Below are 25,231 nucleotides of genomic sequence, written 5' to 3'. Positions count from 1 at the left end.
TCCTTTGCGTGAAGCGAGTCCTGCATGCCACGATTTCCCAACGGATGGCAACGCCTTCTGGGCGCGCTCCTCGCCTGCGCCTCTCAACTCGCGCCAGCGCGCGAGGCCCTTCCGATCGAGCAACTGTCACTGCCGCCCGGTTTCCACGTCGAAGTCCTCTCCGATCAAGTGCCCGGCGCGCGGGGCATGGCGTTGGGTCCGAAAGGCACTTTGTTTGTCGGAAGCCGCGCCCAGGGGAACGTCTACGCGATCACGCTCGACCCGTCGCGCGCCTACGCCGCCAAAATCCGCACGATCGCCTCGGGTCTGAACATGCCCGTGGGTGTCGCCATTCGAAATGGCACCCTCTATATCTCGGCGGTTTCACGTATCGTGAAGCTAGAGGACATTGAAAATCATCTGGACAATCCAGGCAAACCGGCGACTGTCTACGACAAGCTACCTTCGGAAAGCCACCACGGCTGGCGATACATCGCTTTCGGACCCGACCAACGCCTCTACGTCGGTGTTGGCGCCCCCTGCGATGCCTGCAAGCGAGACGAAAATCGCTACGCCATGATCGGGAGCATGAAAGCGGACGGTACCGATTGGCGTATCGTCGCCCGCGGCGTGCGCAACACCGTGGGATTCGACTGGCAACCCGGCACAAATGCGCTATGGTTCACTGACAACGGTCGCGATTCGCTGGGCGACGATATACCCGACGATGAACTCAACCGACTCACCAGTCACGGCGAGCATTTCGGATTCCCGTATTGCCATGCGGGCGACATTGCGGACTCCGCCTTCGGGCGAGAAAAAGCTTGCAGCGCTTTCACGCCGCCCAAGGCGAAACTTGGCGCTCATGTTGCAGCACTCGGCATGCGCTTCTATTTAGGCAAGCAATTCCCCGAGGCGTATCGCGGCAGTATCTTTATCGCTGAACACGGATCATGGAATCGAAGCAGCAAGGTCGGCTATCGGGTCGTACGCGTGGCCCTGGATGCGAAAGGCAATGTAGCGAAACAGGAAGTCTTCGCTCAGGGCTGGCTGGGCGCCGACGAGTCCGTGTGGGGCCGCCCCGTCGATCTGCTGACATTGCCAGACGGTTCTCTATTGATTAGCGATGACTATGCCGGCGCGATATACCGCATCACGTACCGGAAGCCTTGAGGCCTCGCCATGACAGTTAGCCACACCGATTGGGAAATGTCCTTAGCCCTACGCAAGGAACTGTCCCCTCGCAGACCCGGTCAACGGATCATGGTATTCACGGCGCCGTTTGAACACACTGCCCTCAGTTCAACGCGATTTTGGCCGTCCCTGCCCTCCATGCCACTACACCCGTTCAAAATCATGACGCAAAGCCGACCCTCGCTCCGCCCCGCCTCCTTCGCCACCTATGTGGCGACCCTCCTCGTGCCGGCCGCCCTGCTAGCCGGTTGCGCCGCACCGACGGGCGGCGGCACGAGTCCGACGTCAGGCGCCGCGGATACCACCGCTGCCGCGACGGGCCCCGCCGACATTCTCGGCACGTGGCAACTCGTGAAATGGGAAGGCGCAAGCGACGCCCCGAGCCTGCCCGAAGGCCGCGTGATCAACCTCACGTTCAACGACAAGGGCGCGTTCTCCGGCACAGGCGGCTGCAATCGAATTTTCGGTCAGTACACCATCGGTCCGGGCAAGGGTCAGGTCACGATCCAGCCCCCTGCTGCGACGCGCATGGCGTGCGCGGATTCGATGGCGTTCGAGTCCCGTTATCTCAAGACGCTGCCGAGCGTGACCCGCTTTGAGCGTCGCGACACGCAATTGACACTGAGCGCGCCCAACGGCGAGACGCTGACCTACGCGTCGCAAACACTGCTCAACCGTCCGGTGGCGGGCGCGAGCGGCACGACAAGGACAGAAGACCGCATTCTGGATGTCGACTCGCAAATGGCGGATTGCGTCGGGGTAGCACCGCGTAAGTGCTTGCGCGTCCGTACGGCGGACGACACCGGAAAATCGCAGTGGGAGTTGTGGTACGCCCACATCGATGGCTTCGAGTGGAAGCCCGGCGTAGAATACCGCGTGAAAATTCACGGCGAGCCCGTGGCCAATCCGCCCGCTGACGCGTCGAGCATGCGCTGGACGCTCGTCGAAGTCCTTCGCGAAACGCCTGCCCGATAACCACACCCAATGAACGCAGTCGCATACAAGTCCAAGACCCTGACCGCCGGCCTCGCCATGCTGTTCGGCACGCTGGGGCTGCATCGCTTCTATTTGTACGGCCTGCGCGATCGCTTCGGCTGGGCCCACATCGTGGGTTCTGCGTGCGGGGTGGCAGGTTGGGGGCTGCTTGTGACGAGCGAACTGCATTCCCCGGCGGGATGGGTCTTGACGGTTCTCGGCGCCATCTCGCTGTTTTCGGCGTTTCTCGCCGCGATCGTCTACGGACTTCGCCCGGATGAGCGCTGGAACGCACAATTCAACACTCGGGTCACGACCAAGTCCCGTTCGGGCTGGGTCGCCGTCATCATCGTCAGCGTGTCGTTGTTTGTCGGCGCCATGCTGATGATGGTCGGCTTCGCCGTGGCGTTCCAGACGTACTTCGAAATCCACGACACACCGAATCGCCTGTCTCAGTAGGACCCGATTGTGACGCTCACTTCGCCACCACTCCCGCCCCGGCCGACGCTGGGCTTCATTGGTGCGGGACGTGTCGCCAGCGCTCTGGCGCGGGCTGCCGTCAGGGCCGGATATGAAGTGCCCGTCATTGCCAGCCGCCGCAGGGAAAACACCGAGCGTGTCGCAGCGGCGCTGCGTGATTGCCACCCACTGACCGTTGACCGCCCCGGTGACATGAACGCTGTCTTTTCGCGTGCCGACGTGATTTTTCTCACGGTTCCCGACGACGCCATTGCCGAATGCGCGGAGCACCTCACGCCTCGCGCCGGTCAGGCGCTCGTGCACTGCAGCGGAGCATCCGAAGTCGACCTGCTTGCGCCTGCAGCGAAGCACGGCGGACAAATCGGCGGATTCCATCCGCTGTTTCTCTTTGCGGGACTGGACGATGACGCAACTCGCCTGCCGGGCAGCGCGATCGCGATCGAGGCTGAAGCGCCGCTGAACGAAGTGCTTCAACGTCTCGCGAGCGACATGGGGTGTCGCACCCTGTCGATTCCTGCGGGCGAGCGTATGCGATATCACGCGGGTGCCAACTACGCCGCCAGCTTTCTGCTTTGCCTTCTCGACGAAGCAACGCATCTGTGGAAGGCGATCGGTCTCCCGACGGAAGACGCCCGAGACGCGATGTGGCCTCTCGTGATGGGGACGCTCAACGCCGCGCGCGAGCGCGGGCTCTCGGGCGCGCTGGCCGGGCCGGTGTCGCGCGGCGATGCCGGCATCGTCACCCGACACACGGAAGCGCTTGCCGCAATGGGGGGCAACCACGCGACCCTGTACTCCCTGCTCACCCAGCGAGCCATCCACCTCGCCCGGCAACGCCCCAACGCCGACGACACGGCGCTCGATGCCATTGCGCGAGCCATCGCCCCGTATATTCCCCCCGTGGCTCCCGAGCGCGACGCATAACCTCGCCCAAGACGCCCACGCCTTCCAGCCCGCCACTGCCATAGGCACGCTCACCGCCATTGCGGCTGCATTCGTTGTCATCTTTCGTCTCCGTCAAAATACTGTATAAAAACACAGTATAATGACAGCCATCCCCTGCGGCTGCTTCCAATGCGTCACAGGGTCGCCATTCAGGAGACGACCAGGAGACGAACCATGGCATCCTCATTCGCGCCGCCCCCGTCGCGCAAGGGCCGAGGCGCTACGGCCAATCTCGAATCGCGCTTCTCCGAATTTCGTCGCGAAAGCGACGAGAATCGCCACGAATCAGACGCGGCCCAGGAATGCGAAGTCAAATTCGTCACCCAGGTCGCGCTGGAGACCGCACGAACGATTATTTCCCGCAACACGTCGCCCGACATTCCATTCGACCGCTCGATCAATCCCTATCGAGGGTGCGAGCACGGCTGCACGTACTGCTTTGCGCGGCCAACACACGCCTATCTCGGCCTTTCCCCAGGACTCGACTTCGAAACGCGTCTGTACGCCAAGCACAACGCCGCCGAACGTCTCGATGCCGAATTGCGCAAGCGCGGATACCAACCCGCCCTGCTCGCACTGGGCGCGAACACCGACCCCTACCAACCGATAGAGCGGGAGTACGGCATCACGCGAGGTGTGCTTGAAGTGCTTGAGCGCTTTGGCCACCCGGTGGGCATTACCACCAAATCCGCACTTGTCACTCGGGACATCGACATCCTGTCGCGGATGGCCGAGCGCGGACTTGCCAGGGTTTTCATTTCGGTGGGAACGCTCGACGCGGAGATCGCTCGCAAGATGGAGCCCCGCGCCAATACGCCGCCCAAGCGTATCGAAGCCATTCGCAAGTTGACGAGCGCCGGCATCCCGACAGGCGTGATCGTGGCACCGATCGTGCCCGCCCTCACCGACTTCGACATCGAACGTGTCCTAACGACGGCAGCCGCAGCGGGTGCGACGTACGCCGGCTACGTGATGTTGCGACTTCCGAGAGAAGTTCATGACGTATTCGTCGATTGGCTCGAAGCCAATTACCCATTGCGGGCGCGCCATGTGATAAGCCTGATCGAGCAAGTCCGCGATGGCAAACACAATAGTGCCGAGTTTGGAACGCGTATGCGGGGGACTGGCCTGCATGCCGAGTTGATTCGCCAGCGCTTCCACCTGGCAGCCCGCAAGTTGGGACTAAACCAGGCGCGCCCGCCATTGAGAGTGGATCAGTTTCGCGTGCCCGACCGACCGCCCGGCGATCTGGTCACGAACGGCCGCGACACGTCGGTCGGTACAACGACGCGGCGCGGTTCAACGGGCCCTGAATCCACCGGCAAAGTCGACCCGCAACTGCCGCTCTTCTGACAGACTGTCAAACACGGCGCCGCAGCGTGCGCCCCTGGCGCGGCGGAAAACGCGGGTCGATGCAGCCGCAACGCGCAAATCGATAAATCCGACTATCGACCGTTCCCCTCCCGATCCAGGTCGCAAAGCGGCAGTCCTGCGTGTCCCCCCATGGCGCCCATGTCGGCGTCACTCCTCGATGTGCACCGTGAGCGTTTCCTTGATCTCCTCCATCACCACGTAGCTTTTCGACTGCACGGCACCCGGCAGTTGCAAAAGAATGTCGCCCAGCAACTTGCGGTACTCGGACATCTCACGAATTCGCGCCTTGATCAGGTAGTCGAAGTCGCCGGAGATCAGGTGACACTCCATGACTTCCGGAATGCGCAGCACCTCCCGGCGAAACTGATCGAACATGTTGCCGGACTTGTGATCCAGCGTGATCTCCACGAAAACCAGCAATGCCGCCCCGAGCGCCGCCGGGTTCACTCGGGCGAAGTACCCCATGATCACGCCATCGCGTTCCATGCGCTTCACGCGTTCGATACACGGTGTTATCGACAGGCCCACCTGTTCGGACAGGTCCTTCATGGACATCCGGCCGTCTTGCTGGAGCAGCGTCAGAATCCGCCGATCGAGCCGGTCCAGCGTGCGAACCGATTGCTGCTGCACTCTCATGATTAATTCCTGAATTCAGGCGATATACATTAACTAAACCTGCCTATCCGAGAATAGCATGCGAATTATTACTGCATAACTATGGTTTTACAGGAGTCAACGCAATGAAGGTCATCGTTCTCGGCAGCGGCGTCATCGGCGTTACCAGCGCCTACTACCTGGCAAAGGCCGGACATGACGTCACGGTGCTCGATCGTCAAGCGGGTCCGGCGCTCGAAACCAGCTTCGGCAACGCCGGCCAGATCTCGCCCGGTTACGCGTCGCCGTGGGCGGCTCCGGGGATTCCGACCAAGGCCATGAAATGGCTGTTCCAGAAGCACGCACCGCTCGCCATTCGCCCGGACGGCACGCTCACGCAATTGAAGTGGCTCTATCAGATGCTGCGCAATTGCACGCCCGAGCGTTATGCCGTCAATAAGGAACGCATGGTGCGAATCGCTGAATACAGCCGCGACTGCTTGCGCGAACTGCGGGCCGAAACGGGGATCGCCTATGAAGGCCGTCAGGCCGGCACGCTGCAACTCTTCCGTACGGAAGAGCAACTGGCCAATGCCGCGCGCGACATTGCCGTACTCGAAGAGGCAGGCGTGCCGTTCGAGTTACTCGATAGTAAGGCGCTGGCCGGCGCCGAGCCTGCATTGGCTACCGTCGCCCATAAGTTGACCGGTGGCCTGCGCCTGCCGAACGACGAGACCGGCGATTGCCAGTTGTTCACCACGCGACTGGCGGCCATGGCCGAAGCGCTTGGCGTGAAGTTCCGTTACGACATGCCGATCGATGGACTCAGCGTGGCTGGCGACAAGATCGAGGGCGTGGTTTGCGCGGGGATGCTCCAACGTGCGGACGCCTACGTCGTTGCGCTCGGTTCGTATTCCACCTCGTTCCTGCGCGGCATCGTTGACATCCCCGTGTATCCGCTCAAGGGGTACTCGATCACCGTGCCAATCGTCGACGCCTCGCGCGCTCCGGTCTCGACCATCCTGGATGAAACCTACAAGATCGCCGTGACGCGTTTCGACGACCGCATCCGCGTTGGCGGCATGGCCGAAGTCGTCGGATACAACAAGGCGCTCAATCCGGCACGTCGCGCTACGCTCGAAATGGTGGTCAACGACCTTTATCCGGGCGCCGGCAATACGGCACAAGCGTCTTTCTGGACGGGCTTGCGCCCCATGACACCGGACGGTACGCCGATTGTCGGTGCCACGTCGCTGCGTAATCTGTTCCTGAATACCGGACACGGGACGCTGGGGTGGACGATGTCGTGCGGCTCGGGTCAGTTGCTGGCCGATCTGATGTCCGGACGTCGCCCCGCCATCCTTGCGGACGACCTGTCCGTGGCGCGCTACAGCGGCGCGTCGGAGGCGCAGGCCCAACCGGCCTTCGCCTGATTTGCGAAACGGCACCTTCGGGTGCCGTTTTTGTTTGTCGTTGCCGCATTGTCATACCGGTTGTTTGCTGTTCCAACAAAACACAACACAGGAGACGCATCATGAAGATCGGTGTACCCAAGGAGATCAAGAACCACGAATATCGCGTAGGCATGACGCCCGCAGCCGTACGCGAAGTGGTGGCACGCGGGCACGAGGTGTGGATCGAGTCGCAAGCCGGCGAAGGTATCGGCATGGACGATACGATCTACGCCGCTGCCGGTGCACGCATCGCCGCCAACGCCGTCGATGTCTTCGACCGTGCCGAGCTGATCGTCAAGGTCAAGGAACCTCAAGCGATCGAACGCGCACGCTTGCGCCCCCACCACACACTGTTCACCTATCTTCACCTCGCCCCCGACGCGGAACAGACGCGCGACCTGATCAAGAGCGGAGCCACGTGCATTGCGTATGAAACTGTGACGTCCGCGAGCGGCGGCCTGCCGTTGCTCGCGCCCATGTCAGAGGTCGCAGGCCGCATGTCGATTCAGGCAGGCGCCACGGCACTCGAGAAAACACACGGGGGACTGGGCTTGCTGCTCTCAGGCGTCCCGGGCGTGGAAGCCGGCAAAGTCGTCATTCTGGGTGGCGGCGTCGTCGGCACCAATGCCGCGACGGTTGCGGTCGGGATCGGCGCGCAGGTGATCGTCATCGATAAATCGGTCGACGCCTTGCGCCGCATCAGCGCACAGTTCGGCGGCCGCGTGCAGACCGTCTATTCGACGCAGCACGCCATCGAAAGTCATTTGCGCGACGCCGACCTCGTCATCGGCGGCGTTCTCATTCCCGGTGCCGCAGCGCCCAAGCTCATCACGCGAGCGATGCTCGGCCTGATGCGCAGAGGCTCGGTCATCGTCGATGTCGCGATCGATCAGGGCGGATGCTGCGAGACGTCGCACCCGACCACGCACGCCGACCCGGTCTATGTTGTCGATGGCGTGGTGCATTACTGCGTCGCCAACATGCCCGGGGGCGTGCCGCGCACCTCGACCTTTGCCCTGAACAACGTGACGCTGCCGTTCATTCTTCAATTGGCCGATCATGGCGCCGTGGCCGCCATGCGCGCCGACCCCCATCTTCTCGCAGGCCTGAATGTCGCGCGCGGCATGGTGACCAACCGGGGCGTAGCCGACGCACTCGGCCTCGTCTACCACGACCCGAACGCCGTATTGGCGAATCTGCCGGCCGCCGCCTGACACGGGCGAGGCAAGCTCCCGCGAACCGGGACAACCACGATACGCAGGCGGCGACATCAGATCGCCGCCTTCAGCTTCCGGTTCCGTCTCGTTTCAGCACGTTCGGCCGCTACCGTCCGGCGCGAAATGGGGCTGCGATCCAACGGGTAGATGGACGGGCAGACGTGACCGGATAGCCTCATGCCGCGCCTGCCTGCCGGCACGCGTGTCGCTACGCGCCGAACGACACCCCCGAAGTCCCCGCCACGTCTGGCGCTTTGGACATGGGCGTACTCACTTCGTTATACTTGCCCCATCTCGACGGCGCCCGCCGACCATCCGGTTCACAGGGCACGCGCGGCCATGTCACATCCGGTCTGCGTAGATCCGTCAATGTCCATGAGCAAGTGATGAACGCCGATCCGCAAGAACTCAATAAATTCAGTGAACTGGCCCACCGCTGGTGGGATCCGCACAGCGAATTCAAACCGCTGCACGAGATCAACCCGTTGCGCCTCGACTGGATCGAACAACACGTGCCGCTGCAAGGCAAGCGCGTGCTCGATATCGGCTGCGGCGGCGGCATCCTCTCCGAATCGATGGCCCGCCAGGGCGCTCGCGTGAAGGGCATCGATCTGTCGAAGAAAGCGCTTGGCGTGGCGGATCTGCACAGCCTCGAAGCGGGCCTGAACATCGAATACGAAGAAATCGCCGCCGAGGCGCTTGCCGCGCGAGACGCCGGAACGTACGACGTCGTGACCTGCATGGAAATGCTGGAACACGTGCCCTCCCCCGCATCGATCGTGGCCGCTTGCGCCACGCTCGTGAAACCGGGCGGTCACGTGTTCTTCTCCACGCTCAACCGCAATCCGAAGGCCTGGCTGCTGGCCGTCGTCGGTGCCGAGTATGTCTTGCGCATGTTGCCGCGCGGCACGCATGACTACGCCAAGTTCATTCGCCCGTCGGAACTGGCATCGTTCACCCGTGCCAGCGGCCTCACTCTGCGCGACATGCGTGGTCTGTCCTACAATCCGATCAGCAAGCGTTACTCGATCAATCGCGACACCGACGTCAACTACATGATCGCGTGCACACGCGACGCCTGATATGTTCGAGCCCCCCGCCCGAGTCCCTGACTCCCTCCTCGACACCCCCGTGCCGACACTATTGCATGGCGACATTCGCGCCGTGCTGTTCGACCTCGACGGCACGCTCGCCGACACGGCGCCCGATCTCGTCGCGGCGGTCAATAAAGTGCGTACAGACCGCGGTTTGCCGCCCGGACCTTATGAAACGCTGCGGTTGCAGGCGTCGCATGGCGCTCGCGGACTGATTGGCAGTGCGTTCGGTGTCACGCCGGAGGATGCGGCCTTTGCGTCGCTGAGAGACGCCTTTCTTGCCAATTACGAAGCCGCATTGTGCGTGCAGAGCCATTTGTTCGAAGGCATCCCCGCCCTGCTCGCGGCGCTCACCGAGCGCGGCATGCCGTGGGGCATCGTGACCAACAAGGCAGCGCGCCTGACCAACCCGCTCGTGAAATTGCTGGGGCTTTCGGACAACGCCGCCTGCGTGGTTTCGGGCGACACCACGCCGCACAGCAAACCGCATCCCGCACCATTGTTGTACGCATCGGAGTGCTTGGGCATTGCGCCGGCACAGATCGTGTACGTCGGAGACGATCTACGCGACGTGCAGGCAGGCAAAGCGGCCGGGATGGCCACGGTGGCCGCGGCCTACGGCTATTGCGGCGACTCGCTCGCGCCTACCCAGTGGCAGGCCGATGCCGTCGTCGAACGCGCGGGCGCGATCGCCCCGCTGGTGATGTCGGCGGTTTAAGCCGCCGGACCATCGCCCGCCGAAACGCCGCGACGCACGCCGTGGCCGCGTTTCGGGACTGTCCCGCCGCGCTTCAGTGGCGCGGCGTATGCTTCACTGGCTACTTACGGGAGACCGCATGGCCGAGCAAGCGAACGATCGCAAATCCTCGACGCAAACCTCCGCAGACGGCAACCGCCTGCAGCAAAGTCTCGCCCGCGTACAAGCGCTCGGGCGCGACCCCGACGTGCGCCGCCGCGCCCGTAAAACCGGCCTCTGGGCCGCCGGCATCATTGCCGTGTTCGGTGTCGTCGGTTACTTCACCGTCCCGGCCGTGCTCAAGCACTACGCCGTCGACAAACTGTCCGCCTATCTCGAACGGCCGGTAAGCGTGGGCGACGTCAGCTTCAATCCATATACGCTCCGCCTCGATCTGCATAAGGTGCACATTGGCGACAAGGCGCCGGGCCAGCCCTTCGTGGACATCGGCGAGGTGAGAGTCAATGCGTCATGGAGTTCGCTGTTTCGCTTGGCGCCGGTGATCGGTGAACTGTACGTCGACACGCCGGTCGTCAACATTGTGCGCACGGCCCCGCAGCGCTTCAACTTTTCGGACATCATCGATCGCGCCACCTCGGGACCGCCTTCGCCCGAGCCGTCGAAACCGGCACGTTTTGCACTGAATAACGTGCAGATCAAGAACGGCACGATCCGCATCGACGACGCCTATCAGGACGAGAAACACGTCGTCGACAATCTGCAGGTCGGTGTACCGTTCATCGCCAATTTGCCGGCCGATACTGACATCTTCGTGCAGCCGCTGCTCCAGGCGTCCATCGACGGCGCGCCGCTGCATATCTCCGGCCAAACGAAGCCGTTCGCCGACTCGCTCGAGTCGACCATCGACATCAAGATCGACCGCCTCGACGTGCCCCAGTATCTCGGGTACTCGCCGATGACGGTACCCGCGCAGATCAAGAGCGCGGCGCTCAGCACCGACTTGAAGTTGCGGTTCACACGCGACAAAGACGGTCATCACGTAGTGCTCACAGGCACTGCGGGGTTGGCCGATGCGGTAGTCAACGAACCCGACGGATCGCCGCTTGTTGCGGTCAAACAGGTTGACGTAAAACTCGGCAAGATCGAACCGCTGAACAACGTCTATCACATCGATAGCGTACGCATCGACGGACTCGACCAGCACGTCACGTTGGAGAAGGATGGTTCCATCAACGTGACGCGGGCGTTGCTGCCGCAGCGTCCGGTCCTCAAGGCAGTGGGTAAAGCAGTGGACGAAGCCGCCGCATCGCCCAAGGCCAGCGAAGCGGCCAAGTCCGCACCGAAGGTGGCTGCCGAGCAGACCGCGCGCCCCGCTACCCCGGCCTCGGCGGCCGAGGCGGCGCAGGCGAAGGCTGCCGCAGCGGCTCAGCCGTCGCCGCTCGACCTGCTGGTCGGTGAAGTCTCGCTTGTGAACAGCAAGTTGCGTTTCACCGACGAACGTGGCGCGAAACCGGCCAGCGTGTCGCTGGAGAACGTTCAGCTCGCGGTGAAACAATTCTCGACGCTCGGCAAGGAGCCGGCGTCCTACGACGCGTCGCTTGGCATTCACAGCGGCGGTTCGCTCAAGGCGCACGGACAGTTCAGTCTGCCCGCCCACAACGCCACCGGAGAACTCGACGCGCAGTCGATCGCACTCGCCCCACTGCTGCCCTTTGCGCAGGGAGCGCTTGCAGGCGAGCTGAAGAGCGGTACGGTCGGCGCGCAGGCGAAGTTCAGCGCGGCCTTTGCACCCGACAAGCAGCCGAACGTTCAGATCGAACCGGCTACGGCCACGCTCGAAAAGATCGAATGGCACACGGGCAACAAGAGCGACGCACCGCTCAAGCTGGCCAGGGCACAGGCAAAACTGTCGCATTTCGATCTCGGCGCCCGGCAGGCGGTCGTCGACGAAGTCACGCTCACCGGTCTCGATCTGGCGGCCCGGCGCGACAAGGACGGCACGATCAACCTGCTGGCCCTGACCGGCAACGGTCAACCCAAAACGTCCGCAAACCATGGCAACGGTAGCGGAATCCAGGCGCGCGTCGGCACCGAGCGGGGACGCCGTTCGTCGGCCAAGGGCGCGGCGTCGGGTGCGTCGGGTGCGTCGGGCGCAGACGGATGGCAGTGGAAGGTCGGCAAGGTTGCCGTCGAGAATGCCAGCGTCGGATTCGAAGACCGCGCAGTCAAAGGACGTCCGATCAATGCCAGGTTCGCACCGCTGAACATCAAGGTTCAGAACGCTTCCCAGGACATGACCAAACCGTTGCAACTGCAGGTGGACGGCACACTGAACAAGAAGGGCTCACTGAACGCGACCGGCAACATCACGCCGCAACCGCTGTCCGGCGACCTTCAGGTCAAGACGCAACAGCTCGATCTCGCGGCATTCGACTCGTACATGAGCGACGAACTTAACGCGAGCATCGCAAGCGCCCTGCTCTCGAGCAACGGCCGCACCACGTTTGCCATGAAGGGCGAGACCACGCAGGCAACGTATCGCGGGGACGCTACGCTTGGCAACGTGCGCTTGCTTGACAAGGTGACGACCGACGACTTCGTGCGCTGGAATGCATTGTCGGTGCAGCAAATCAATCTGGCGATCGGCAGCGGCAAACCGAACGTTCAATTGGGCAGTGTTGCGCTCTCGCGCTTCTACGCGCGCCTGATCATCAATGCCAACGGGCGGTTGAACCTGGCTGACGTCGTCGGCAACAAGCAGGCTCCACGCTCGCTCACGCGTGCGAACGAAGGCATTCCGCTGGATGCGGCGTCTGCCGCGAAACCACCGCTCGATGCGGCCGCGTCGGCGGTAGAAGCCGGACAGCCCACCGAAGTCGAGAAAAAGGAGCAGTCGCCGGGCAAGACGACCGTGGAGCGCGGTCCAGGCTACGGCACTGGCAAGGCGCTGCCTGCGGACGTCCACATCGGGCGTATTACGCTGCAAGGCGGGAACATCAACTTCACGGACAACTTCGTCAAGCCGAACTACACCGCCAACCTGACGGACATCGGCGGGCGTATCGGGGCGTTCGGCACCGCGACGACCGAGCCCGCCGACGTGGCGCTGCAAGGCAAGGTCAATCGCAATGCGCCGATCAACATCAACGGCAAGATCAATCCGCTGGCACCCATGGCGTTCGTGGATCTCGGGGCAAAAGCCGACGGCATCGAGCTGACCAACCTCACGCCGTACTCGACGAAGTACGCGGGCTACCCCATCGAAAAGGGCAAGCTCACCGTCGATGTGCACTATCTGCTCGATCAGGCGAAGCTCACGGCGAACAACCACATCTTCATCGACCAGTTGACGTTCGGCGATCATGTCGACAGTCCGACGGCGACGAATCTTCCCGTGCGCCTGGCGGTGTCGTTGCTGAAGAACTCGCGAGGCGAGATCGATGTGGACATTCCGATTTCGGGTTCCCTGGACGATCCGCAGTTCAGCCTCGGCGGCGTGATCTTCCGGGCCTTCGTGAACCTCATCGTCAAGGCCGTGACGGCGCCGTTCAGCTTGCTGGCGTCTGCGTTTGGCGGTGGCGATCAGGAGCTGGGCTACGTTGAATTCGCGCCTGGCAGTGCACGCCTGACGCCGGCCGACGAGAAACGTCTGGAAACGCTGGTCAAGGCGCTCAACGACCGTGAGGCGCTCAAGCTTGATATCGTGGGCCGGGTCGACCCGGCGAAAGACACCGACGGCCTGCGCAGCGTTGCTGTGGAACGCGCCATCAAGGCCCAGAAGGTCAAGGCGATGGTCGGCAAGGGCGAGAGCGTCGACGTGGACAGCGTCACGGTCACGCCGGAGGAGCGCAGCAAATACCTGACGGCCGCCTACAAGGCGGCGGACTTTGCCAAGCCGCGCAACATGATCGGCTTTACCAAGTCGCTGCCCGACGACGAGATGGAAAAGCTCCTGGAGACGAACGTCAAGGTCGGAGAGGACGATTTGCGGGCGCTGGCCGAGCGGCGTGCTCAGCGCGTGCGGTCATGGCTGGACGGCAAGATTGCGTCCGACCGGCTGTTCGTTGTGGCGCCGAAGCTCAACGCGGACGGCATCAAGGACAAGGGGGCGACCACGCGGGTGGACTTCGCACTCAAGTGAGGCATTTGTGTCATAATGCGAAGTTCCACAGGGGCCGACATGGTTTCGACGTGGGTAGCAAAGCGATTCAGGGCATACCGAGGACCCGTCACCTCGTTAATCAATGGGAAATTAAGTAACTGCTAACGACTCTCGTTACAAGCTGGTAGCCTAAGGGCCGCCGTCCTCTGCCTAGTTCACTGACGGACTAGTGTCGCAAGACCGGTAGCAATACCGCCAGAGGTCATATACGTCAGTTAAGCTTTGGCAGCGCCATGACGCCAGGGTCGAAAACTTAGTGGATCGCTGCTGCGTAGCGTGTTCGTCCGCGACAAAGCAGTTAAATCAAACGACTGAACTAAGTATGTAGAACTGGTCGTGGAGTACTTGCGGACGCGGGTTCGATCCCCGCCGGCTCCACCAATTCCTTGACCGTCAACGACAACGAAAGACGGTCAAATCGCTTGAAAATACGGGCCTTCGGGCCCGTTTTTCATTTCCGGGCCCACCGTCCGGGCCTCGACTTGCCGCTCGCGGATGCCATAGAAACGCCGCTCGGCGTTACCTGAGAACGGCACGCTTGCTCATCCCCGCATCCCCGCATCCACCATCCACCGTCATTGCGACGCGAACCGCCGGTACACGAACCAAACGCCAGCCACAATGGCTACGCCCCACGCCATCGCAATGACCACCGCCGCCACGCGACTCACGGGTCTTTGCGTCGCAGCGGCCGTGGCGCGAAGCTCGGCGAGCACGTCCGGCGGGATCAGTTTCAGGACGATGACGATGCCGAGCGGAACCAGTATCGCGTCATCGAGCAGTCCGATGACAGGAATGAAATCGGGAATCAGATCGATGGGCGAGAGCGCATATCCCGCCACGAACAGCGCCAGGGCCTTCGCGTACCAAGGCACCCGGGCGTCCCGGGCCGCCAGATACAGCACGTGGGCGTCGCGTCTGATCGTTCGCGTCCATGTCTTCAACTTCCCGAGCATCCTCTGAATGCGACTTTCCATGTCGACCCGCCCCGCGCGAAACCGGCACCCATTGAATTACCGGAGGTCCCTTATTGGCTCGAACCGTCGAGCCGCCATACCCTTGCCTCGCTCCCGCAGACCACGTAGTCTGACAAATCATCTCAATTCACGCGAAACGAAGCATGCGTCAGTCCTCCTCCCCCATGTCTCGGGAAATCGACACAGTCGTCTTCGATCTTGGCAACGTACTGATCGAATGGGACCCGCGAAATCTGTATCGGAAGTGTTTCGGCGGGGACGAGGCCGCGATGGAGCGCTTTCTTGCGGAAGTCTGCCACACGGAGTGGAACGAGCAGCAAGACCGCGGACGCCCGTGGAAAGCGGCGATTGACGAAGCCATCGCTCGGCATCCCGATCACGAGGCCAACATCCGGGCCTACTTCGAGCGTTGGACGGAGATGATTCCAGGAGACATTTCGGGCACCGTCGACATTCTGGCGCAACTGCGCGAGCGCCACTTCCGGCTGCTGGCGCTAACAAACTGGTCCGCGGAGACCTTCCCCATCGCGCAAGCACGATTCCCTTTCCTCGGATGGTTCGAAGGCATCGTCGTCTCGGGACGGGAGCGCATGATCAAGCCCGATCCCGCCATTTTCCGGTGCCTCATCGCGCGTTACCACCTGCGCCCGGAATCCACCGCGTTCATCGACGATAGCCTTCGTAACGTCGACGCGGCCCGTCGCGAAGGACTGGCCGCCATTCACTTCAGAAGTCCCGCTGAGCTGCGAAAGCAGTTAAAGGCGCTGGGCATCGCACTGCCTGACGCCGCGTGACGCCGCTGGTCAACGCTCACACCTCGCGGCGGGCCGCCGCCCTCGCCTGAGCTACCTGTACCGGGCCGCGCGAGCGCAGCACAGGCGAAGCCGGCAGGGCGACCGATGCGACGCAAGCAACGGGGCGGGCGCACCGCCGGCGAACTCAGCCCCTCACCCCGCCCTTTTCGTATTCAGCCCGAGAAACGGAAACGGCGGCGCGACCTTGAACTCGGCAGACACTTCACCGTTGAACGTATTGCGCTGATCCTTGCCGAGGTCTAGCCGCTTGACCGGTGCACCCGCGGAAAAATCGATTTTCTTCAGATCCACCCAGAATGTGTTGGGCGTGAGCGCCGACTCGAAGAAGTACAACATTCGCTTGTGGTCGACCACCGTACGCCAGCGGGTCGACGAGATGTTCGGCTGATCCGGCGTCGTAATCCCGTAGGGCACCGACGCATTGCGAATCACGCTGAACACACTCGCGAGCGCCTGCACCGGATCCTCGCTCTTGGGAATGGCATTGACGTAGAACGAAGCACGCGCAAAACGATCCGACGCACGGTTCGTCCCTGGCAGGAACGTCGTGCCACCGATCTGTTTCCAGTACGCATTGAGCGCGAGTTGTTCGTCGAACGTCGGCGAATTCGTCATCACCTGATATTGCCTGCCGTGATGAATCACCTGGCGGCCATTGATGTACTCGACGATGGCGCTGTCCCCCGACTTGTCCGACATCGACAGGTGCAACGTCGTGAGACGGTCCTCGCCCGGCACATTGTCCGTTACGATCGTGAACGGCACCTTCTCCAGCGCGGCGACTGCCTCGCTCACCGTCGCAAAGTTGTCGAGCACGTATTGCGCCCACGCGGCAATCGTCAGCCCGGGTTTCGCGTCCTTGTCGAACTTCGGATACTGCGACTCCACAAGCCAAAGCAGTTGCGCAGACAGCCCCTTCTCGTTGACGCCGTCCGTTGTCGACACGTCATAGCCGGTCGCCACGACACTGCCGTACTTCGCCGTCCAGCGAATGGAGTTCGGCCCGGCTTCGCCGGTACGTGCGATGCCTCGCGGCAATACGTAGAGATTCGTCGCGACGTCGAGCTTCCAGTCCATCGAGCGCGCGGTGATGACGTCATCGTTGGCGCCGAGATAGACCACCCGCGTGCAGGCAAGCGACGACAGCGGGGAGATAGCGAGCGTTGCAGCAGCGACAAGACAGGAGACTTTGGGAAGCGATGCGAGCGCTCTGACGAGCTTCGAAGCCATGGCGATACCTCACGGAGGAAGGGAAGGAAGCGCTGGGATGGCAGCAAGGAATACGCAAGAAACGTCAGTATAACGATGGAAATCACCTTCCCGGCATTTCCCGGATGCGTCGCTTTTGCGCTGCGCCCGCTTCCCCGGACAGCCTCGCATCACGCCCGCCATTCACTCCACGAGAATCGGGTAAAGCGATGCCACGAGCAGCGCCGCCGCGACGCCATTGAAGATGCGCACCGAGCGCGCATCGGTCAGCACGCGACGCATGGCCACACCGAAGCCAGCCCACAAGCCGATGCACGGCGCGCCGAGCGCGCCATAAATGACGGCGAGCAACGCAACGTCCGGCAAATGGGACGCGTTGGGCAAATAGGTGCTGATCGCGCCCACCGCCATCACCCACGCTTTCGGGTTGACCCACTGAAATGCCGCGGCACCGATAAATCCCATCGGGCGCTCACGCCTACGGCGCTCACCGTCCATCGGGCCGGAGCGCGCCAGGTGCCACGCCAGCCACAGCAGATACGCCGCCCCCACGTACTTCAGGACGGTATGGATCACAGGGAAACGGACGAACACCGTATGCAGCCCCGCCCCCGTCAGAAACACCATCAGCGCAAACCCAAAGGCAATGCCGGCCAGATGCGGCAGCGTGCGCATGAAGCCGTAGTTCAGCCCGGAGGTCAGGATCATCATGTTGTTCGGGCCCGGCGTCACCAATGTGATGACTGCGAAAGCACAGAAGGCCAGCAATTGTTCGGTCGTCATGATCGTCAGATTGTCACGCCGCGTCAGCGCTGCCACCGGCAAACCCTGAAAATGACGCGGAGCCACAGCATAGGCACGCCGGACCCGCGACACCCGGTACAGTTCGCCGAATCCGTACGGGCCTGTACCGGCTTGCGACCATGACAGTTAAGCGCTCGCTCGTCGCCCATGGGGGCGGCCAGACCGTGGCGTCATCCCCGCAAGCGGGAGCATCGTGCGAGAATCGACGACAACCGAACGACGCTATCGATGCGATCGCGCGAGGCGCGTGCCCCGATGTCCTGCGACACCGACACGTCGTGACACGCACTCACCGAACGCCCGACACCCATCCGATGCCGCCCCGTCTGCCACCGCTGTCCGCCCTGCGACTGTTCGAAGCTGCGGGACGTCACCAGAGTTTCAAACGCGCCGCCGCCGAGTTGCACCTCACGCCGAGCGCCGTGAGCCACGGCATCGTCGGGCTGGAGCAGACGCTGGGCGTCGCACTCTTTACACGCTCGCCGCACGGGCTCGCGCTCACCCCCGAGGGCGTGGACTACCTCGCCTACGTGACCGAGGCATTCTCGCTGCTGCTCACCGGGACTCGCCGCCTGCCCACACCCGACGCCTCACGCGCCATCGCCATCACCTGCGCCCCCACACTCGCCTCACGCTGGCTCCTGCCGCGCCTGGACATGTTCATCCGACGCATGCCCGGTGTCGACATCACGGTCGATACCTCGCGCCGCCAGGTCGGCTTTCCGATCGACGGCTTCGACTTCGCGATCCGCCTGTCGCGCGCACCGGTGGCGAGCGACACCTGGCACCGCCTCTTCGGCGAACGCTTCGTGCCCGTATGCAGCCCGGCCTATCAGACGATGCACGCCGACGGGGACGGCAACCTCGACCTGCGGGGCACGACCCGCATCCACGTGAGCAGCGCCAGCGAAGACTGGCAGGTCTGGGCCGAAGGCGCCGGTATCGACGACTTCGATACCCGAGGCGGGCTGAGCTTTGACAGCATTCAGATGGCGTTCGAAGCCGCCATCGCGGGACTCGGCGTCGTCATAGGCCGCCGCCCGCTCGTGGACGAATACCTCGCCAGAGGCGCCCTCGTGCGTGCGCACGACGTCACCACGCAATCGCAAGGCGCGTACTGGCTGATCAGCGCCCGGGACATCGAGCCACACCCCGAGTGCGTGGCGTTTCGGGACTGGGTGATCGAGCAGGCGGGCACGCACCAAGGTGAATGAAATTCACCTGCGAACTCATACAACTCCTTTGCCAGACGGGGATTTCGTTGCGAGACTTCGGTGAGGAGGACTCATCATCATGTCGCAAACCCCGATTTCCCCGTCACCCTCGCTACAAGGCCGCGTCACCCTGATCATTCTTGCCGGCGCCCTGGTGCTCAGCGCCGCGATGGGGACTCGCCAGACGTTTGGCCTGTTCATCAATCCTTTCTCGTACGATCGCGGTGTTCCTGTCACGCTGGTGGCGTTTGCCATCGCGCTGCATAACCTCGTGTGGGGGTTTGCGCAGCCGTTTGCCGGCGCGATGGCCGACCGCCATGGTCCCGCGCCGGTGGTCGCCTTCGGCGCCCTCGTCTTCGCCGCAGGACTCGCGATGGCAGCGCTCGCGCCATCGGGTGTCTGGCTCGTGATCGGGTTGGGGGTGCTGGTCGGGCTGGGCATCAGTTGCACGACGTTTGGCGTCGTACTGCCTGCGGTGAGCCGTGCCGTGACACCGGAGCGGCGCACCATGGCGATGGGTCTCGTGAGCGCCGGTGGCTCGCTGGGACAAGTCGCGCTGGTACCGGTCGCGCAAGGACTGCGTCAGACGTATGGCGTTTCCACGTCGCTCTTCGTGCTCGCCCTGGTGTTGTGCTGCGCCGCACCGCTTGGCCTGTTCATGACGATGCGCAGCCGCAGGAAGACGACGGATGCGGTGCCGACCTCGGTGCCCGTCGCTGCCGCAAAACACGACGAGCACGCCACGCAAGCGCACACCTCACTGCGCGACGTACTGCGGCAAGCGTGCGCCCACCGGGGTTATCGGTTGCTGACGCTGGGCTTTTTCACCTGCGGCTTTCAACTTGCCTTCATCGCCACGCATCTGCCCGGCTATCTGTTGATGTGCCATTTGCCGGTCGGACTCGGCGCCACGGCGCTCGCGCTGATCGGCTTGTTCAACATGGTGGGCAGTTGGGCATGCGGCTGGCTTGGTGGACATTACCGGCAGCACCATGTGCTCGGCTGGCTCTACCTCGTTCGCGGTGCCGCCATTGCCTTCTTCTTCGTCTTGCCGAAGTCGGACGCCAGCGTAGTCATCTTCGCCGCCGTGATGGGGCTCACATGGCTCGGGACCGTTCCGCTCACGAGCGGGCTCGTGGCCAAAGTCTTCGGGACGCAGCATTTGGGCACGCTCTTCGGCGTGTGCTTCATGAGCCATCAGATCGGCTCGTTTCTCGGCGCGTGGCTCGGCGGTTTCGTGCTCGATGTGACCGGCTCGTACAACCTGATCTGGGCCGCGACGGCCATCCTCGGCGCAGTGGCGGCCGCACTCCACTTCCCCATCGACGACGCGAGCGTCGTACCCTCGCTGCGTGAGCCTGCGACGGCCCGCGCCTAGGCGCACGCAAGTGAACTGAGCGACTCAAGCGACCCAAGCGACCTCAAAGCTTGTGCGCCCCCGCCAGACGAAATATCTTCGTCCAGCGTTGCGCCACCGCGCGATCGGGCATCGGCACCACGCGCCGATCGTCGCGACCGCGGCCAGCGTGCCGAAGCGCAACGCTACGGCGGCGTAGAGCCGCACGGCGCCGTACCCAATGCCCGCCAGAACGACGAGCGCCAAAAGAATGAACGGCACACCGTCCTCCCAGACATCGAAAGCGCATCGAAAACGAAAAGCCCCGCCAGCCTGCAAGACTGGCGGGGCCTCATTCCATCACAAATGCCACGCAAATGCCGACGAGCGCCCACCGCTCCGGCCCCGTCGACACCTGCGCCGGTTACCGCTGCGGCTGCGGCGTCGCGCCGACGTCCTTGCGCACCTTGGCCACTTGCGAGGCCGTCACGGCCGGCGCCTTGTTGCCCCAGCTCGAGCGCACGAACGTCAGCACGTCAGCCACATCCTGATCGGTCAGACGATCGTCGAAGCCCGGCATGGCGTAGTGCGTCGGCGCCGACTTCGTCGACGGCATTTCCGCGCCCCGCAGCACGATATGGATGAGCGAGGTCGGATCGACCGAATTCACCGTCGAGCTAAGCGCGAGCGTCGGGAACGTTTGCGTGTAGCCCTTACCCGTACTGCGATGACATGCTGCACAGTTATCGAGGAACGTGAGCGCGCCGTTGCTCTTGTCGGACCCCACGCGCAACGCCTTGGCGACGGTGTCGTCATACGCGAGCGCCTTCGCGTTCGGATCGACCGGCCTGAGCGTCTTCAGGTACTTCGCAATGGCGGCGAGGTCGTCGTCGTTCATGTGCTGGGTACTGTGCTGCACCACGTCCGACATGCCGCCGAATGCAGCGGAATGGTCGTTGCGCCCGCCCTTGAGGAAGGCGGTGATATCGCCTTCCGTCCAATTGCCCAGCCCGTCGGTGGGATCGCCGCGCAGATTCTTCGCGAGGAAGTTGTCGACCACGCCGCCCGAGAGGAACGCCGTGCTGTCGTCGGTGAGCGCCTTTTCCTGCAGGGCGAAGCCGCGCGGCGTGTGGCATGCGCTGCAATGACCCAGGCCCTCGACGAGATAGCGTCCTCGCGAGATCGGGTCGTTGTCCGTCGACGCCGCATCGGCGACAACGGCCGGCGCGAACATCTTGCGCCAGATCGACAACGGCCAGCGCATCGACATCGGCCACGGGATATCCGTCGCCTTATTCGCCTGCGCCACCGGCTGCACACCGTTCATGAAGTACGCGTAGAGCGCCTTCACATCCGCCGGACGCACTTTGGCGTAAGACGTATACGGCATGGCGGGATACAGCGTGGCGCCGTTCCTGGCAATCCCGTGACGCACTGCCTTGTCGAAGTCTTCCAGACTGTAGCTGCCGATACCGGTGTCCTTGTCAGGCGTGATGTTCGTCGAATAGATCGTGCCGATGGGAGAGGCGATCGGCAAGCCGCCCGCGAAAGGCTTGCCCTTGGGCGCCGTATGACATGCCGCGCAGTCGGCTGCACGTGCGAGATATTCCCCTTGCCTGACGAGCTGCGCCCCGGGGTCGTTTGCGGCGGGCGTTTGCGTTGGCTGCGGGGTCGGTTGCGCGGCGTCCACCGTCGAGGCCGGCACCGCGGGCGTCGGCACCGGCGAGACGGCAGCGCCCGAGGGGGCGGCGGCGTTCTGCGCCCAGACGGCCACCGCCGCGAGCGCAAGTACGCCGGCCGTGAGCATGCCGGCTGAGCGTTTCATCGTCGTTTTGCGGATCATGGCTGCGCTCCTCAGGCTTGCACCAGCGGGCCGGCGTTCTTGAGGTACTGCTCGCGAATTGCCTTCGCGGACCAGTACGCCAGCGCCGCCACCACGCCCGTGGGGTTGTAACCCATGTTCTGCGGAAACGCCGACGCGCCCATCACGAACACGTTGGACACGTCCCAGCTTTGCAGATACCGGTTGACCACGCTGTTCGACGGATTCGTGCCCATGATGGCGCCGCCCGTGGTGTGCGTGCTCTGGTAAATCCGCGTGTCGTAATGCGTGCCCTTCTTGCGAATGGCGCGGAACACCTTCTCGGGGTTCATCGCCCGCCCGACCTCCTCCATCCGGTCGCCCATGTAACCGAGCATGTTGTATTCGTTGTCGTGCCAGTCGAATGTCATGCGCAACAGCGGCACACCGTAGGCATCCTTGTAGGTCGGGTCGAGATCGAGGCAGGCGTCGCGATACGCCATGACCGAACCGGAAATGCCGATGGTCATGTAACGCTGATAGGCGTCTGCGATTCCCGCCTTCCATTTGCTGCCCCACGCCGGCGTGCCGGGCACCGTGGGTGTCATCTTGATCGGACGTCCGCCGTAACGGATGTGACGAATGCTCGCGCCGCCAACGAAGCCCAGCGGCCCGTGATCGAACTGGTCGCCGTTCAGGTCGTCCATCGACACGCCGCCAGCACCGGTGCCGACGAACGGATTGAGTTGCGTGCCCTTGGGCAGCAGAACGTTGATTGCGCCGTTCATCTGGTACGCGTAGTTCTTGCCGACCACGCCCTCGCCGGTCTTCGGGTCGTACGGCTTGCCAATGCCGGAGAGCAACAGCAAGCGCACGTTGTGCAACTGATACGCCGCCATGATGACGAGATCTGCGGGCTGCTCGACTTCACGGCCCTGGGCATCGATGTAGGTCACGCCGGTGGCCTTCTTGCCGTCGCTGTCGAGATTGACCTTCACGACGTACGAATGTGGACGCAGCTCGAAATTCGGCTTCTTGAGCAACACCGGCAGGATGGTCGTCTGCGGCGACGCCTTCGAATACATGTAGCAACCGTAGTTTTCACAAAAGCCGCAGAAGTTGCACGGGCCGAGCCGCACGCCATACGGATTCGTATAGGGCTGCGAGGTGTTCGCTGCGGGCGCCGGATACGGATTGAAGCCGACTTCACGCGCCGCCTTCTCGAAGAGTTGCGCGCCGTAGGTGTTTTGCAATGGCGGCGTGGGGAACTCGCTCGAACGCGCGCCCTCGCGCGGGTTGCCGCCGGGCACGATCTTGCCGTTCAGATTGCCCGCCTTGCCCGAGGTGCCGAAGACTTTCTCGGCAAAGTCGAAGTGCGGTTCCAGTTCTTCGTAGCTCACGCCGAAGTCCTGAATCGTCATGCCCTCGGGGATGAACTTCTTGCCATAGCGCTCTTCGTAATGGCTGCGCAGCTTCAGCTCTTCGGGAAGGATGCGGTAGTGCATGCCGTTCCAGTGAAAGCCTGCGCCGCCCACACCATTGCCGAGCAGGAACGAGCCGTTCTGACGGTAAGGCACGGCGAGGTCGTCCGGCGTGTGGCGAATCGTGACCGTCTCGCGCGCGAGTTCCTGGAACAGCTTGCCGCGCACGGAGTACTCGAGTTCGTCGATGACCTTGGGGTACTGCGCATCGGTGGGCGTATCACGCATCGCGCCGCGCTCGAGCGCCACGACGTTGAGCCCCGCATCCGTCAACTCCTGGCCGAGGATGGCCCCGGTCCAGCCGAAGCCCACGATAACGGCATCGACCTTGTCTTTTTTGATTGCCATGACTTAGCCCCGCTTTCCGGAAATCGACACGGGCCCATACGGGTATTTGACGTTGGGCTGGTCGGCCCAATCCATGAAATCGGCACGCGCGCCGGGGAAACCCACGAGCTTCCAGCCGACCATGTCCTTGTTGCCGCCGTGAATCGGGTCCGAGAGGAAGCCTTCCTTCGTGTTGGCCAGCAGGTAGGAGAAGAACGTGCGCGCGGGCACCGCGTCGAATTCGATCTTGGCGTGCTCGAGGTCGCTCAGCACGGCTTCCTGTGTGGCGTGATCGAGATCGGCGAACACCTTGTTGTACTGCTTCTTGCAGTGGGCGTCGCATGCGGCAATGCCATGACGATAGATGTCGCGCGGCACGAGGCTCAACTGGTAGCCCATCTCGGCCGGCTGATCGGTGTGGAACGGTCCCTGCATGTACCAGAGCTTGCCGTGACCGAACGGCGTTTCCATCTGCCGGTCGATGAACTGCGGCACATCGGCTTGCAGTGCGCCCGGGCCAAGGTCGTCTGCGGGAATCAGTCGATCGACGGCCGCGTTCACGAAACGCCATTCGTCGGCAGTGAAGTATTTGGGCTCGTAAGATTTGCCGGAAGCGGCGGCGGGGGCAGCGGATTCGCTGCTACAGGCGGACTGCGTCAGCGTCGCACCGGTGGCGAGAGTCGTGGCAGGCACGATCGCCAGCACCTGGCGCAAAAAGCGCCGGCGCGGTTCCTTGTCCTGTGACATGGAGTTCTCCGTTTTTTGGGGGACGAATCACGCATGACAGTCAGGCGGTGGCTCGCCATGCGTGAAGAAAACCTGACAGGCTATTCACCTCGCGTAGCGCTATTAACAACGCGGCCATTCTACTGACAAGTTCCCTACATGGCAAAGAAAGAGATTGTTGCGCGAATCACGCAACTAATTGATTGAAAAGGCTTGCAGATAATTAAAATATTTACTATTACGCGTGCGCGCAGGGTTTCGCCAAGCAAAATGTGCGGCGTTTTCACGCGTGCAGGGGCGGCTCGAAAAATTGCGTGAATCGATGCGCGTATCCAATAAAAAAGCCGCCACGAATACCGTGGCGGCTCAATACGTC

21 protein-coding genes and 1 other RNA gene are annotated in these 25,231 nt (G+C 63.0%); 14 read left to right on the top strand and 8 right to left on the bottom strand.

Going from position 1 to position 25,231, the window contains the following annotated elements:
- Nucleotides 1-24 precede the first annotated feature (24 nt).
- From UC34_RS08455 to UC34_RS08435, 5 genes are all read left to right on the top strand, one after another.
- Nucleotides 25-1,152 carry a PQQ-dependent sugar dehydrogenase gene (locus UC34_RS08455; RefSeq protein WP_052810950.1) on the top strand — a complete coding sequence of 376 codons (1,128 nt, stop codon included), beginning with the start codon at nt 25-27 and terminating at the stop codon, nt 1,150-1,152.
- Between the two features lie 183 nt (nt 1,153-1,335).
- Nucleotides 1,336-2,148 carry an META and DUF4377 domain-containing protein gene (locus UC34_RS08450; protein WP_167370647.1) on the top strand — a complete coding sequence of 271 codons (813 nt, stop codon included), beginning with the start codon at nt 1,336-1,338 and terminating at the stop codon, nt 2,146-2,148.
- A gap of 9 nt (nt 2,149-2,157) precedes the next feature.
- The gene (locus tag UC34_RS08445; protein WP_044455189.1) at nt 2,158-2,607 is read left to right on the top strand and encodes a TM2 domain-containing protein; all 450 of its coding nucleotides are present in this window, start codon (nt 2,158-2,160) and stop codon (nt 2,605-2,607) included.
- Between the two features lie 9 nt (nt 2,608-2,616).
- On the top strand, nt 2,617-3,552 hold the full coding sequence (locus tag UC34_RS08440) for a Rossmann-like and DUF2520 domain-containing protein (RefSeq protein WP_157123092.1): 936 nt from the start codon (nt 2,617-2,619) through the stop codon (nt 3,550-3,552).
- Between the two features lie 195 nt (nt 3,553-3,747).
- Nucleotides 3,748-4,926 carry a PA0069 family radical SAM protein gene (locus UC34_RS08435; protein ID WP_044455187.1) on the top strand — a complete coding sequence of 393 codons (1,179 nt, stop codon included), beginning with the start codon at nt 3,748-3,750 and terminating at the stop codon, nt 4,924-4,926.
- A gap of 168 nt (nt 4,927-5,094) precedes the next feature.
- On the opposite strand, the gene UC34_RS08430 is transcribed toward UC34_RS08435, so the two are convergent.
- The gene (locus UC34_RS08430) at nt 5,095-5,583 is read right to left on the bottom strand and encodes an Lrp/AsnC ligand binding domain-containing protein (protein WP_044455186.1); all 489 of its coding nucleotides are present in this window, start codon (nt 5,581-5,583) and stop codon (nt 5,095-5,097) included.
- Between the two features lie 104 nt (nt 5,584-5,687).
- Here UC34_RS08430 and UC34_RS08425 point away from each other — a divergent pair, with 104 nt between their 5' ends.
- The 6 genes from UC34_RS08425 (at nt 5,688) to ssrA (ending at nt 14,546) form a co-directional block, all read left to right on the top strand.
- Nucleotides 5,688-6,974, top strand: coding sequence for a D-amino acid dehydrogenase (locus UC34_RS08425; protein WP_044455185.1), 1,287 nt, complete (start codon nt 5,688-5,690; stop codon nt 6,972-6,974).
- Nucleotides 6,975-7,075: 101 nt separating this feature from the next.
- Nucleotides 7,076-8,209: an alanine dehydrogenase gene (gene ald, locus UC34_RS08420; RefSeq protein ID WP_044455184.1), complete on the top strand. Its 1,134-nt coding sequence runs from the start codon at nt 7,076-7,078 to the stop codon at nt 8,207-8,209.
- Between the two features lie 386 nt (nt 8,210-8,595).
- Nucleotides 8,596-9,294: a bifunctional 2-polyprenyl-6-hydroxyphenol methylase/3-demethylubiquinol 3-O-methyltransferase UbiG gene (ubiG, locus tag UC34_RS08415; protein WP_044455183.1), complete on the top strand. Its 699-nt coding sequence runs from the start codon at nt 8,596-8,598 to the stop codon at nt 9,292-9,294.
- Between the two features lies 1 nt (nt 9,295).
- Nucleotides 9,296-10,024: a phosphoglycolate phosphatase gene (gene gph / locus UC34_RS08410; protein WP_084070454.1), complete on the top strand. Its 729-nt coding sequence runs from the start codon at nt 9,296-9,298 to the stop codon at nt 10,022-10,024.
- 118 nt (nt 10,025-10,142) lie between these two features.
- Entirely contained in the window at nt 10,143-14,144 is a 4,002-nt protein-coding gene (locus UC34_RS08405; RefSeq protein ID WP_052810949.1) for a DUF748 domain-containing protein, read from the top strand.
- 30 nt (nt 14,145-14,174) lie between these two features.
- Nucleotides 14,175-14,546, top strand: a transfer-messenger RNA (tmRNA) gene (gene ssrA / locus UC34_RS08400).
- Nucleotides 14,547-14,740: 194 nt separating this feature from the next.
- Here the strand turns inward: ssrA and UC34_RS08395 are convergent.
- A complete protein-coding gene (locus tag UC34_RS08395; protein ID WP_237165281.1) occupies nt 14,741-15,142 on the bottom strand; it encodes a YkvA family protein in 402 nt (133 codons plus the stop codon).
- A gap of 143 nt (nt 15,143-15,285) precedes the next feature.
- Between UC34_RS08395 and UC34_RS08390 the strand changes: the two genes are divergently transcribed.
- Nucleotides 15,286-15,936 (top strand): HAD family hydrolase, encoded by a 651-nt coding sequence (locus tag UC34_RS08390; protein WP_084070451.1) that lies wholly within the window; start codon nt 15,286-15,288, stop codon nt 15,934-15,936.
- A gap of 153 nt (nt 15,937-16,089) precedes the next feature.
- On the opposite strand, the gene UC34_RS08385 is transcribed toward UC34_RS08390, so the two are convergent.
- Nucleotides 16,090-17,187: a linear amide C-N hydrolase gene (locus tag UC34_RS08385; RefSeq protein WP_044455180.1), complete on the bottom strand. Its 1,098-nt coding sequence runs from the start codon at nt 17,185-17,187 to the stop codon at nt 16,090-16,092.
- Nucleotides 17,188-17,349: 162 nt separating this feature from the next.
- Nucleotides 17,350-18,015: a LysE family translocator gene (locus tag UC34_RS08380; RefSeq protein WP_237165280.1), complete on the bottom strand. Its 666-nt coding sequence runs from the start codon at nt 18,013-18,015 to the stop codon at nt 17,350-17,352.
- Between the two features lie 269 nt (nt 18,016-18,284).
- Here UC34_RS08380 and UC34_RS08375 point away from each other — a divergent pair, with 269 nt between their 5' ends.
- Entirely contained in the window at nt 18,285-19,184 is a 900-nt protein-coding gene (locus UC34_RS08375) for a LysR substrate-binding domain-containing protein (RefSeq protein ID WP_044455179.1), read from the top strand.
- 79 nt (nt 19,185-19,263) lie between these two features.
- A complete protein-coding gene (locus tag UC34_RS08370; protein ID WP_044455178.1) occupies nt 19,264-20,562 on the top strand; it encodes an MFS transporter in 1,299 nt (432 codons plus the stop codon).
- 24 nt (nt 20,563-20,586) lie between these two features.
- Here UC34_RS08370 and UC34_RS08365 read toward each other — a convergent pair whose 3' ends face one another.
- The 4 genes from UC34_RS08365 to UC34_RS08350 form a co-directional block, all read right to left on the bottom strand.
- The gene (locus tag UC34_RS08365) at nt 20,587-20,802 is read right to left on the bottom strand and encodes a hypothetical protein (RefSeq protein ID WP_157123090.1); all 216 of its coding nucleotides are present in this window, start codon (nt 20,800-20,802) and stop codon (nt 20,587-20,589) included.
- Nucleotides 20,803-20,944: 142 nt separating this feature from the next.
- Nucleotides 20,945-22,363, bottom strand: a complete 1,419-nt coding sequence (locus UC34_RS08360; protein ID WP_237165279.1) for a c-type cytochrome — start codon at nt 22,361-22,363, stop codon at nt 20,945-20,947.
- 11 nt (nt 22,364-22,374) lie between these two features.
- Nucleotides 22,375-24,150 (bottom strand): GMC family oxidoreductase, encoded by a 1,776-nt coding sequence (locus UC34_RS08355; RefSeq protein ID WP_044455176.1) that lies wholly within the window; start codon nt 24,148-24,150, stop codon nt 22,375-22,377.
- A 3-nt stretch (nt 24,151-24,153) separates the two neighbouring features.
- The gene (locus tag UC34_RS08350) at nt 24,154-24,876 is read right to left on the bottom strand and encodes a gluconate 2-dehydrogenase subunit 3 family protein (RefSeq protein WP_044455175.1); all 723 of its coding nucleotides are present in this window, start codon (nt 24,874-24,876) and stop codon (nt 24,154-24,156) included.
- Nucleotides 24,877-25,231 lie beyond the last annotated feature (355 nt).

This window comes from Pandoraea vervacti (assembly GCF_000934605.2).
GTDB classification, from domain to species: Bacteria; Pseudomonadota; Gammaproteobacteria; order Burkholderiales; family Burkholderiaceae; genus Pandoraea; species Pandoraea vervacti.
The sequence above is the reverse complement of the archived record's forward strand: the minus strand, read 5'-3'. Positions and strand labels throughout refer to the sequence as shown.